Below are 11024 nucleotides of genomic sequence, written 5' to 3'. Positions count from 1 at the left end.
TAACCTCATCCTGAATGTGAACGCTGATAAGTCAATCGAGCTTTAGTGGCCCGGCTTCGGGTCGAAAGAGCGTGGCGGGTTGACCTTCAGGGCCAGTTTGCTGGCTTTCTGGCCGTGCTGCGGTTTGGCGGCGACGTGGGTTATCGGGGTGGTCTTCAGCGGATCGTCCTGCTGCTGGAACCCTTGCGGCATGGCCTGGCGCTCCCGTGTTTTGCTCATCGTATCACGCAGCCTCCGACAGAGACGTGTCGATCAATACGTCCACCTTCACATCCAGGTGACAGGTTCCGGGATCACCAAAGATCGAGCCTGAGATCGGCGCGGCCTGGGCGGGTGTGCGGGCGGAGGCCACGGCGATGAGGTCTGGCGATTCCGCCAGGCCGTTGGTCGGATCGAACTCCATCCAGCCCAGGCCGGGCAGGAAGACCTCGACCCAGGCGTGAGTGGCGCCCGCGCCCCGGACCTTGCTGACCTTCTCGCTGTACAGATAGCCGGTGACGAAGCGCGCGGCGTAGCCCAGGCGGCGCAGGCCCTCGACCATCAGCCAGGCGAAATCGCGACAGGTGCCCGCCCCGCGGCGCAGGGTCTCGGCCGGCGTCTGCGTGCCTTCCGCGTCCCGCCGGCCATATTCGAACTCGCCATGGATGGCGCTGTTCAGGCGCAGCAGGAAATCGAGCGCGGGTTCGTCCGAGCGGCCCATGTGATTGCGCAGCCAAGTGAGAAGGCCCGCGCCTTCGTCATCCGTCGCCGGCGCCATGAAAGGCTCCAGCGCCGTTCGGTCCTCGCGCTCATAGACGATGGGCGTGGCGGTGTGCGGGTCGCCGATCTCCAACGGCGACAGGGGGGCTGGAAAGCGGTCGATCAGCAGATGGCTGACGATCCGCAGTTCGTTCGCTTCCTGCTCCGGCGTGTACCAGCAGACGCAATTGCCAAGGGCGTCGTAGACCCAGCGGGATGCGCCCACGGGCGACAGCTCCAGCGTCGCCTCGACGATGCGCGCCGCGTGGCTGTCGCGTGGGCGCAACATGAGACGCTGCGGCCCGAACCGCACCGGATGCTCATAGGAATAACGGGTTTCGTGGCGGATTCGCAGGCGGGTCATGACCGCGAGGAAACGTCGCAGCCAGTTCCATGTTCCTGCATATCGACAGAACAAAATGAGAACTTTAGATTGCCGCCATGGCCGTTCTCGATCTCAAAGCCAAGCTCGCCATCCTGTCTGATGCAGCTAAGTATGACGCTTCCTGCGCCTCTTCGGGGGGGCAGAAGCGCAACTCTCTCGATGGAAAGGGCGTGGGCTCCACCGAGGGGATGGGCATCTGCCACGCCTATGCCCCGGACGGACGCTGCATCAGCCTGCTCAAGATCCTGCTGACCAACTTCTGCATCTACGACTGCGCCTATTGCATCAACCGCGCTTCCTCGAACGTGAAGCGCGCGCGGTTCACGGTGGAGGAGATCGTCGATCTCACCCTCGGTTTCTACAAGCGCAACTATATCGAGGGGCTGTTCCTCTCCTCCGGCATCATCCGCAGCGGCGACTACACCATGGAGGAGATGGTGCGGGTGGCGCGGACCCTGCGCGAGGTCCACGATTTTCGCGGCTACATCCATCTGAAGCTGATCCCGGAGGCCTCGCCCGCCCTGGTGCTGGAGGCCGGCCTTTACGCCGACCGGGTGTCGATCAATATCGAACTGCCCAAGGACGAGAGCCTGACCGCCCTGGCGCCGGAAAAGGACGTCGGGGTCATCAAAAAGGCCATGGGCGGGGTGCGCCTGGCGATCGAAGAGCGGGCGCCGGGCAAGAAGGATCGCGCACAGCCCCGGAAGTACGTCACCGGCCAATCGACCCAGCTGATCGTCGGGGCGGACGAGGCGGCCGACGGCGACATTCTGGCCCGTAGCGAGAACCTCTACGGCAGCTATGGCCTCAAGCGGGTCTACTATTCCGCCTTCAGCCCCATCCCCGACAGCTCCAGTCGCCTGCCGCCCCAAAAGCCGCCGCTGATGCGCGAGCACCGTCTGTACCAGGCTGATTGGCTGATGCGGTACTACGGTTTCGAGCGGGCGGAGATCGCAGGGCCCGGCCAGAACCTGGACCTCGCCGTCGACCCGAAGCTGGCCTGGGCTTTGGCCAACCGGGGCCGCTTTCCCATCGACGTGAACGCGGCCGATCGCGAGATGCTGCTGCGCATTCCGGGCCTGGGGGTCAAGTCGGTGGACAGCCTGGTCGTCCTGCGGCGGCAGAAGCGCGTGCGGCTTGAGGACCTGAAGAAGCTGTGCGGTTCGGAGAAGAAGCTGCGCCCCTTCGTCATCGCGGACGACTGGACGCCGGGGCCGTTGGCCGACGCGGACGACCTGAAGCCGCACCTGCCAAGCGAGGCCGCCCCGCGGCAGTTGAGTCTGTTCTGATGCGTGTGGCGCGACTTTCCAGCGAGATCGACTTCGATGGTTGGCGGCGGCAGGCCAGGACCCTGCGCGCCCAAGGCGTCGCGCCCGACGATGTGATCTGGACCGTGGGCGGGGAAGGCGACCTATTCGGCGACGAGACGTCAGCGCCGGTGGTCGAACCGGCCTTCACCGTTTCGCGCGAGTTCGTCGAGCTCGCTCAATCCGTGCTGTTGCACCGTTCGCCCGAGCGATTACCGTTGCTCTACCGCCTGCTGTGGCGCCTTCGGGACGAGCCGAACCTGCTTTCGCTGGCGACGGACCCCGACGTGTTGAAAGCCGGCCACTTCGATCAGTCCGTCCATCGCGCCCAGCACAAGATGAAGGCCTTCGTCCGCTTCCGCGAGGTCCCGGCCGCGGCGGAGACCTACGCCGCCTGGTTCGAGCCGCCGCATCGGGTGACGGAGGCGACGGCGCCCTTCTTCGCGCGGCGGTTCAGCGGCATGGTCTGGACGATTCTGACACCGGACGCCTGCGCGCACTGGGACGGCGCGCAGCTGACCTTCTCCCCCGGCGCCGATCGCTCGCAGGCGCCGGCCGAAGATGCGCTGGAGGAGGCCTGGGCGACCTACTTCGCTTCGATCTTCAATCCATCGCGCCTCAACCCGACGGCCATGCAGCAGCACATGCCCAAGCGCTACTGGCGCAACCTTCCCGAGGCGCGGCTCATTCCTGAACTGATCGCCACGGCTCAGGAAAGGACCGCCGCCATGGTCCAGAACGCGCCCACCACGCCGTCAAAGCGCACCATGAAGGCAGCCCGGCGGATCGCCCGCGACCGCCCGGCCGAGGGCGGCGCGCCGACCAGCCTCGAGGAGGTCGCCGCCGGCGTGGACGTCTGCCGCCGCTGCGATCTTTGGCGGGACGCCACCCAGGGCGTGGCGGGCGAGGGGCCGGCGCGCGCCCGCCTGATGTTCGTCGGCGAGCAGCCGGGGGATCAGGAGGACCTCGCCGGCCATCCCTTTGTCGGTCCGGCGGGCAAGGTGCTGGACCGGGCCCTGGCCGAGGCGGGCGTGCCGCGTTCGGAGACCTACGTCACCAACGCCGTGAAGCACTTCAAGCATGAGCCGCGCGGCAAGCGGCGGCTGCACAAGACGCCGGACCGGGGGGAGGTTCAGGCCTGCCGCTGGTGGCTGGACGCGGAGCGCCGCATTGTCCGTCCCCGTGTGATCGTGGCCTTGGGGGCGACTGCGGCGCTGTCCGTCTTTGGCCAGGCGACGCCGATCGGCGCCAACCGGGGCCAGGCATTGCAGCTGCCCGATCAGGCGCAGGCGGTGGTCACTTACCACCCGTCCTTCCTGCTGCGCGTGCCGGACGAAGCGGCGAAGGCGAGGGCCTATGCCGAGTTCGTTGGGGATCTGAGGCTGGCCTGGAGCCTGGCGGCCTAGCGGATGAAGCCGGCCTCGGCGAAGTCGAGCATCCGTTCCAGCAGGGCGGCGGTGTCGCCTTCGCCCATGCGCCCATCGGCCAGGGCGTTCATGCGGTCGAACTCGGAGAAGCGGTTGTTGTGCAGCATGCCGAGCACGAAGTGCAGACGCCAGTAGACCTCCACATCCGGCAGGTCCGGCCGGGCGGCGGTCAGGGCGTCGGAGAAGCGGCGCAGATGCGTCACGTCCGTGCGCAGGACGGTGCGGATCTCCTCGGTGCCTTCGCTGCGGGCGCGGATCAGGAACTGCAGAGAGATACGGCGGTCGTTCTCAGGCGCCATCCAGCGCAGGGGCGGGATGAACAGGGCCGCCAGGATCTCGCGCACCGGCGGCTTGCCGCCATGGCGGTCGTTGGCCTCATGCAGCAGGCGGGCGCGTTCGCGGTTCAATTCCGTCGTGCGGCGACGGAAGATTTCGAACAGCAGCGCGTCCTTGGAGCCGAAGTGATAGTTCACCGAGGCGAGGTTCACCCCGGCCTCGGCCGTGATGTCGCGCACCGACACGTTCTGGAACCCGTGCAGGGCGAACAGCCGCTCGGCGGCGGTGAACACCAGGTTCTTGGTGACGGCTTCAGTTTGCGCCTCGTCGGCGCCTTCGACTTCCAGACTCACGGATGGAGACCCCCATTACGCAAGGGCAGTCTTACGACCGTATGAAACTGGCGCAAGCGTCCAATAAAACAAGCGGTTACTGAACGCGCGTAAGTTAGCCGCGCACCAGCTCCCGCATGGCCTTGTCGAGGCCCTCCAGGGTCAGCGGATACATGCGGTCGTTCATAAGCTGCTTCATGACGCCGATGGATTGGGTGTAGTCCCAATGCCGTTCGGGCGTGGGGTTCAGCCACACGGCGCTCTCATAGATCTGGGTCACCCGGTCGATCCACATGGCGCCCGGTTCTTCGTTCCAGTGCTCCACCGAGCCGCCTGGATAGGTGATCTCGTACGGGCTCATGGTGGCGTCGCCCACGAAGATGACCTTGTAGTCGCCGGGGTACTTGTGAAGCACGTCCCAGGTCGCCGTCTTCTCGGTCTGGCGACGGCGGTTGTCCTTCCACACGCTCTCGTAGAGGCAGTTGTGGAAGTAGAAGAACTCCAGGTTTTTGAACTCGGTCTTGGCCGCGCTGAACAGCTCCTCGCAGAGCTTGATATGGCTGTCCATGGAGCCGCCGATGTCGAAGAACAGCAGCACCTTGATGCTGTTGCGCCGCTCGGGGCGAAGCTGGATGTCGAGGTAGCCCTTCTCGGCCGTGCCGCGGATGGTGCCGTCCAGGTCCAGTTCGTCCGGCGCGCCCTGGCGAGCGAACTTGCGCAGGCGGCGCAGGGCGACCTTGATGTTGCGGGTGCCCAGCTCGACGCTGTCGTCGAGATTCTTGTACTCGCGCTTGTCCCAGACCTTCACGGCTCGGCCGTGGCGGCCCTTGTCCTGGCCGATGCGCACACCCTCGGGATTGTAGCCGTTGGCGCCGAAGGGGCTTGTGCCGCCCGTGCCGATCCACTTGTTGCCGCCCTCGTGGCGCTCCTTCTGCTCGCGCAGGCGCTCCTGAAGGGTCTCCATCAGCTTCTCGAAGCCGCCCATGGCCTCGATCTCGGCCTTCTCCTCCTCGGTGAGGAACTTCTCGGTCAGGGCCTTCAGCCACTCGGCCGGAATGTCGGCGGTCAGGCCTTCGGCGGTGTTCTCGAGGCCTTTGAAGACATGGCCGAACACGCGGTCGAACTTGTCGAGGTTCTTCTCGTCCTTCACCAGGGCGGCGCGGGACAGGTAGTAGAAGTCCTCCACCGACCGGTTGATGACGTCCTTGTCCAGGGCCTCCATCAGCAGAAGGTATTCCTTCAGCGTCACCGGCACCTTGGCCGCTCGAAGCTCGGAGAAGAAATTCAGGAACATGCGCGACGTCCAACGAGCGTTTGAACGCGCAGGATAGGCGCAGGCGTCGCCGCCGTCATCCCCGGCTGAGAATGAACTCCAGGTCCTTGGTCTGGCCCACCGGGAAGATGTACTCGCCGACCTTGGCGAAGCCCGCGCGCTCATAGAACCGCTGGGCCCCGAAGTTCTGGGACCAGACGCCGATCCACAGGCGGCGGCCCGGCTGCTCCAGCCAGTCGAACACCGTCTGCATCAGGCGCGAACCGACGCCGCCGCCTTGGTGGGCCTTCAGGATGTAGATGCGCTTGAGTTCGCCGCAGCCGGAAGTGACCTCGTCATGCGGCAGGTCGCAGGGCCCGGCGAGGGCGTATCCGACAGCGACGCCATCGGCCGACTCGACGACCCACATCGCCTTGGCGGGATCGGCCAAGTCGGCGCCGATGCGCGTTGGGCCATAGGCGTAGGACAGATAGTCGGCCAGATCCTGCGGCGGATAGAGATGGCCGAAGGTCTCCACGAAGGTGTCGCGGCCGATGGCGCAAAGCGCGTCGGCGTCAGCGGGCGTGGCGCGGCGGATGGTCGGGTTCATGATGGCCTGATAACCGCCGCGCCCCTCACTCGTCTAGAAACCTTCCAGCACCACCTTGCCGATGGTGCGGGCGCTTTCCACCTGGGCGTGGGCCTTGATCAGGTCGGCGGCGTTGATGCCGCCCGCCACCTCGGCCAGGGTCGTGCGGATGCGGCCCTCATCGACCAGGTCCGCCACGGCGTTCAGCAGCTTGTGCTGTTCGATCATGTCCGGCGTGCCCATGGGGCGGGCGAACATGAACTCCCAGTGCAAGGAGGCGGCCTTGGGGTGCAGCGGGCGCGGGTCGATGGCGCGGTCGGCCTCGATCACCCCGATCTTGCCCTGCAGACCGATGGCCGCCGCCACCGCCTCGAAGTGGTCGGCGGTGTGGGTCAGGCTGGCGATGTAGGGCGGGTTCTCCAGGCCCAGACGCTTCAGTTCGTCGGCCAGCGGCTTGGTGTGGTCGAAGACATGATGGGCCCCGAGGTCACGGACCCATTTCTCTGTTTCCGGGCGCGAGGCGCTGGCGGCGATGGTCAGCTTGGTCAGCTGCCGGGCGATCTGGATCATGGCCGAGCCGACCCCGCCCGCGCCGCCGATGATGATCAGGGCCTGGCCTTCGCCGTCGCCGGGCTTCACGCCGAAGCGGTCGAACAGCAGCTCCCACGCGGTGATGAAGGTCAGGGGCATGGCCGCCGCCTCGGCGAAGGACAGGGTCTTGGGCTTGCGGCCCACGATGCGCTCGTCGACCAGATGCAGTTCGGCGTTGGTGCCCGGGCGGCCGATGGCGCCGGCGTAGAACACCTCGTCCCCGGTCTTGAACAGGGTGACCTTGTCGCCGACCGCCTCCACCACGCCGGCGGCGTCATAGCCGAGGATGCGGGCCTCGCCCTCCGGCGGCTGGGCGCTGCGGCGCACCTTGGTGTCCACGGGGTTCACCGACACGGCCTTCACCCGAACCAGGATGTCGTGACCAGTCGCGACGGGCGCGGACAGGTCCAGGTCAACCAGGGCGTCCGGAGCGTCGATGGGGGAGGGGGCGCGGAAGCCGACGGCTTTCATTTCAGTGTCTCCTTGCGGCGGCTTCATCGCCGTCGACGGACAGATCGCCTTACGGTACGATATGCGCAAGTACGGTATTTTTTTGTAGGTAGTACACAAAAGGGTACTGTCATGCCGAACCCGCACACTGACAGCAGCGCCTGCGGCCTGTCCGATCCGAGGCAATGCGGCGTCGAGGCGACGCTGGACCTTATCGGCGGCAAGTGGAAGGGCGTGATCCTCTATCACCTGCTGGGCGGACGCCTGCGGTTCAATGCCCTGAGCCGACGCCTCGGAGCCATCACCCAGCGCATGCTGACCAAGCAGCTTCGGGAGCTGGAGCAGGTCGGCCTGATTGTCCGCACCGTCTATGCTGAGGTGCCGCCCCGGGTGGAATATTCGCTGTCGGCGCGGGGGCAGAGCCTGAAGCCGGTGATCCTGGCGCTCAAGGCCTGGGGCGACGAGAACGTCCTGGCCGCCGAAGCCATGCAGGCGGCGGGCTGAGCCATGAGCGTCGCGCTGTTCACCCATTCGGACATGCTCGACCATCAGCCCGGCCATGGTCACGCCGAACGGCCAGAGCGCCTTCGGGCGGTGATCGATGCCCTGGAGGACGACGCCAATCTCGATCTGGAGATCAGCGAGGCGCCGCTAGCGGACCCGGTGGATCTGAAGCGCGTCCATCCCGGACGCTATGTGGACGACATCTTCGCCGCCGCACCCAGCACGGGCCGCCATATCCTCGATCCCGACACCATCCTGTCGCCCGGCAGCCTGAACGCCGCGAGGCGGGCCGCCGGAGCGGTGGCGGCGGCTGTACGCGAGGTGGCGGTCGGACGGATCGAGCGCGCCTTCTGCGCGGTGCGGCCGCCGGGCCATCACGCCGAGCCGGACACGGCCATGGGCTTCTGTGTCTTCTCCAACGTGGCGGTGGCGGCGCGCGTCGCCCAGGCGGCGGGACTGGCGCGGGTGGCGGTGGTGGATTTCGACGTCCACCACGGCAACGGCACCCAGGCGGCCTTCGAGCATGACCCCAGCCTGTTCCTGGCCTCCATCCATCAGTCGCCGCTCTATCCGGGCACCGGCGATCCGTCGGAGCAGGGAATCGGCAACATCGCCAACGCCGTCGTTCCCCCTCATGCGCCGCGCGAGCTCTGGCGCCGCAGATTCGAGGGGCTGATGGATCGGCTGGACGACTTCGCTCCCGACCTGATCATCATTTCGGCCGGATTCGACGCCCACGCCCGCGATCCGCTGGCCAGCCAGTCGCTGGAAGAGGCCGATTTCGCCTGGGCGACGCGGGCGATCGCGTCGGTGGCTGCGAACCGTTCGCGGCGACGTATTGTCTCATCGCTCGAGGGCGGTTACGACCTAGAGGCTCTGGGGCGTTCCGCCCTGGCCCACGTTCGGGCGCTTCAGGAGGGGTGAGGAAGGGCCAGGCCGCTTCGGCGGCTGATCTTTCCGGTGATTATGGCTGACGCTTCGACCGCCGAACCCGGGCGCGTCCCCGCCCGATCGGGGAGCATCACCCTCGTCCGCCACGGCGAGCCCGCGATCTCGCGCAAGGTGCGGTTCAACGCGGCCAGCTATGGCCAGTGGTGGACCGAGTCCTATGAGCCCGGCAGTCTGCGCGCCGGCCAGGAGCCGCCAGCGGAACTGATCGAAGCCGCCGCCCGCGCCGGGACGATCATCGCCTCCACCCGCGTGCGCTCCATCGAAAGCGCCACCCTGCTGACCGGCGGCCGGGCTTTCGCCCAGGATCCTCTGTTCATCGAGGCGCCGCTGCCCGGGCCGCCCTGGCCGTCCTGGGTGAAGCTGTCGCCCAAGATGTGGGGCTTCTGGTCCCGCTTCTGGTGGTGGTTCCTCGACCATCACGACGGTCAGGAAAGCCGCAAGCAGGCCGAGCAGCGCGCCGACGAGGCCGCCGCCGTGCTGGAGGGCTTCGCCGACGCCGGCCAGGACGTGCTGCTGGTGGCCCACGGCTTCTTCAACGTCATGATCGGCCGGGCCCTGGCCAAGCGCCGGTGGCGCAAGGTCAGCGACGGCGGGTTCCGCTACTGGAACGCCAAGCGCTACGAGCGTTGAGGCCCTTCCGGCGTTGCCCCGTCCGCCACGCCTGACTAGGGTGGCCGCTTCTTTCGAGTATCAGAGACCCCATGACCGACGCCGCAGACCTGTCGGGCCTTTCCTTTGAGCAGGCCCTCGCCGAGCTGGAGAAGATCGTCTCCGAGCTGGAATCCGGCCAGGCTCCGTTGGAGCGCTCGATCGAGATCTATGAGCGCGGCGCAGCCCTTAAGGCCCACTGCGAGAAGAAGCTGGAAGCCGCGCGTCTGCGCGTGGAGAAGATCGTCCTGGGCGCCGGCGGCGCGACGGGCGTCGAGCCGGCCGAGTTCGCCTGATGCAGGAGCGTGCGCCGGAGATCACCTTCGACGATTTCGCCAGGGTCGACATCCGCCTGGGCACCATCGTGAACGCCGAGCCGTTCCCGGAGGCGCGCAAGCCCGCCTACAAGCTGACCGTGGATTTCGGCGCCGAGATCGGCACGAAGAAGTCCTCGGCCCAGGTAACCCAGCTCTACACCGCGGAGCAGCTGGTCGGCCGCCGCGTCGCCGCGGTGGTGAATTTTCCGCCGCGCCAGATCGGGCCGATGATGTCCGAGGTCCTGTGCCTGGGCTTCCCGGACAAGGACGGCGCCGTGGTCCTGCTGGACGTGGATCGCGACGCGCCCAACGGCGGGAGGCTCTATTGAACGCCTTGCCCGTGAAGAACCTTGAACAGCGTCTGGTCGAGGCCGCCGATCTGGTGACGGTGGCGCTGGACGCCCTGCTGCCGCGCGCCGACGGCCCGGAATCCCGCCTGACCGAAGCCATGCGCTACGCCGCGCTTGGCCCCGGAAAGCGCCTGCGCCCGTTCTTCGCACTCGAAACCGCGAAGATGTTTGATCTGGAGGAGCGGCCGGTCCTGCGCGCAGCCTGCGCCCTGGAATGCATTCACGCGTACAGCCTGGTGCATGACGATCTGCCATGCATGGACGACGACGACATGCGTCGCGGTAGGCCCACGGTTCACAAGGCCTATGATGAGGCGACGGCGGTCCTGGCCGGCGATTCCCTGCAGACCGCGGCGTTCGAGATCCTTGCCCATCCCGACACCCACGACGACGCCAACATCCGCACGCAGCTGATCGCCCGCCTGGCGATCGCCTCCGGGGCCAAGGGCATGTGCGGCGGCCAGATGATCGACCTTCTGGGCGTGCGCGACGACCTGGGCGCGGTGGCCCGGATGCAGCGTCTGAAGACGGGCGCCCTGATCGCCTATTCCTTTGAAATTCCGCTCATCTTGGCTCGCGCCAAGGACGCGGAACGCTCGGCCCTGATGGCCTTCGCCCAGGACCTGGGCCTGGCCTACCAGATCGTCGACGACCTGCTCGACGCCGAGGGCGACCAGGATCTGCTGGGCAAGGCCGCGGGCGGCAAGGACGCCGCCAAGGGCAAGGCGAACTACGTGACCCTGCTGGGCGTTGAAGCGGCCAAGGAGCGGGTGGAGCTATTGGCCGCACAGACCAAGGCGCACCTTGATCCCTTTGGCGCAGCAGCCGAAACCCTGCGTGAAAGCGTTGATTTCGTACTGGATCGCCGTCGCTGACCCTGCGTCAGCGCTCGCTTCGCGCTTTCGGA

General features: G+C 66.9%; 14 protein-coding genes. 8 read left to right on the top strand and 6 right to left on the bottom strand.

All coding sequences use genetic code 11. The features are described 5' to 3' along the window. Nucleotides 1–42: 42 nt before the first annotated feature. Together P7B02_RS14440 and P7B02_RS14435 are read right to left on the bottom strand one after the other, a co-directional pair. A complete protein-coding gene (locus P7B02_RS14440; RefSeq protein WP_277787041.1) occupies nt 43–219 on the bottom strand; it encodes a hypothetical protein in 177 nt (58 codons plus the stop codon). A 4-nt stretch (nt 220–223) separates the two neighbouring features. Next, nucleotides 224–1102, bottom strand: coding sequence for a transglutaminase family protein (locus tag P7B02_RS14435; RefSeq protein WP_277787040.1), 879 nt, complete (start codon nt 1100–1102; stop codon nt 224–226). A 77-nt stretch (nt 1103–1179) separates the two neighbouring features. Here P7B02_RS14435 and P7B02_RS14430 point away from each other — a divergent pair, with 77 nt between their 5' ends. Together P7B02_RS14430 and P7B02_RS14425 are read left to right on the top strand one after the other, a co-directional pair. Beyond that, the gene (locus P7B02_RS14430; RefSeq protein ID WP_277787039.1) at nt 1180–2412 is read left to right on the top strand and encodes a putative DNA modification/repair radical SAM protein; all 1233 of its coding nucleotides are present in this window, start codon (nt 1180–1182) and stop codon (nt 2410–2412) included. After that, on the top strand, nt 2412–3836 hold the full coding sequence (locus tag P7B02_RS14425) for a UdgX family uracil-DNA binding protein (RefSeq protein ID WP_277787038.1): 1425 nt from the start codon (nt 2412–2414) through the stop codon (nt 3834–3836). The genes P7B02_RS14430 and P7B02_RS14425 overlap by 1 nt, the downstream gene beginning before the upstream one ends. Here the strand turns inward: P7B02_RS14425 and P7B02_RS14420 are convergent. From P7B02_RS14420 to P7B02_RS14405, 4 genes are all read right to left on the bottom strand, one after another. Further along, nucleotides 3833–4486, bottom strand: coding sequence for a TetR/AcrR family transcriptional regulator (locus tag P7B02_RS14420; RefSeq protein ID WP_277787037.1), 654 nt, complete (start codon nt 4484–4486; stop codon nt 3833–3835). The two genes, P7B02_RS14425 and P7B02_RS14420, sit on opposite strands and share 4 nt — an antisense overlap. A gap of 94 nt (nt 4487–4580) precedes the next feature. Further along, the gene (locus P7B02_RS14415) at nt 4581–5759 is read right to left on the bottom strand and encodes a vWA domain-containing protein (RefSeq protein WP_277787036.1); all 1179 of its coding nucleotides are present in this window, start codon (nt 5757–5759) and stop codon (nt 4581–4583) included. A gap of 55 nt (nt 5760–5814) precedes the next feature. Beyond that, entirely contained in the window at nt 5815–6327 is a 513-nt protein-coding gene (locus P7B02_RS14410) for a GNAT family N-acetyltransferase (RefSeq protein ID WP_277787035.1), read from the bottom strand. Nucleotides 6328–6360: 33 nt separating this feature from the next. Next, nucleotides 6361–7368: a zinc-binding alcohol dehydrogenase family protein gene (locus P7B02_RS14405; RefSeq protein WP_277787034.1), complete on the bottom strand. Its 1008-nt coding sequence runs from the start codon at nt 7366–7368 to the stop codon at nt 6361–6363. Between the two features lie 111 nt (nt 7369–7479). Between P7B02_RS14405 and P7B02_RS14400 the strand changes: the two genes are divergently transcribed. The 6 genes from P7B02_RS14400 (at nt 7480) to P7B02_RS14375 (ending at nt 10992) form a co-directional block, all read left to right on the top strand. Beyond that, nucleotides 7480–7851: a winged helix-turn-helix transcriptional regulator gene (locus tag P7B02_RS14400; RefSeq protein WP_277787033.1), complete on the top strand. Its 372-nt coding sequence runs from the start codon at nt 7480–7482 to the stop codon at nt 7849–7851. 3 nt (nt 7852–7854) lie between these two features. Further along, the gene (locus tag P7B02_RS14395; RefSeq protein ID WP_277787032.1) at nt 7855–8775 is read left to right on the top strand and encodes a histone deacetylase family protein; all 921 of its coding nucleotides are present in this window, start codon (nt 7855–7857) and stop codon (nt 8773–8775) included. Between the two features lie 42 nt (nt 8776–8817). Then, on the top strand, nt 8818–9432 hold the full coding sequence (locus tag P7B02_RS14390; RefSeq protein WP_277787031.1) for a histidine phosphatase family protein: 615 nt from the start codon (nt 8818–8820) through the stop codon (nt 9430–9432). 71 nt (nt 9433–9503) lie between these two features. Then, on the top strand, nt 9504–9746 hold the full coding sequence (locus P7B02_RS14385) for an exodeoxyribonuclease VII small subunit (RefSeq protein ID WP_277787030.1): 243 nt from the start codon (nt 9504–9506) through the stop codon (nt 9744–9746). After that, a complete protein-coding gene (locus P7B02_RS14380) occupies nt 9746–10096 on the top strand; it encodes a tRNA-binding protein (protein WP_277787029.1) in 351 nt (116 codons plus the stop codon). Before P7B02_RS14385 ends, P7B02_RS14380 begins: the two co-directional genes overlap by 1 nt. An 11-nt stretch (nt 10097–10107) precedes the next feature. Further along, nucleotides 10108–10992 carry a polyprenyl synthetase family protein gene (locus P7B02_RS14375; protein WP_277787154.1) on the top strand — a complete coding sequence of 295 codons (885 nt, stop codon included), beginning with the start codon at nt 10108–10110 and terminating at the stop codon, nt 10990–10992. Nucleotides 10993–11024: the final 32 nt, after the last annotated feature.

This window comes from Caulobacter segnis (assembly GCF_029543125.1).
Taxonomy (GTDB): domain Bacteria; phylum Pseudomonadota; class Alphaproteobacteria; order Caulobacterales; family Caulobacteraceae; genus Caulobacter; species Caulobacter segnis_D.
Note: the sequence above shows the minus strand (reverse complement) of the source record. Positions and strands in the feature narration are given on the sequence as shown.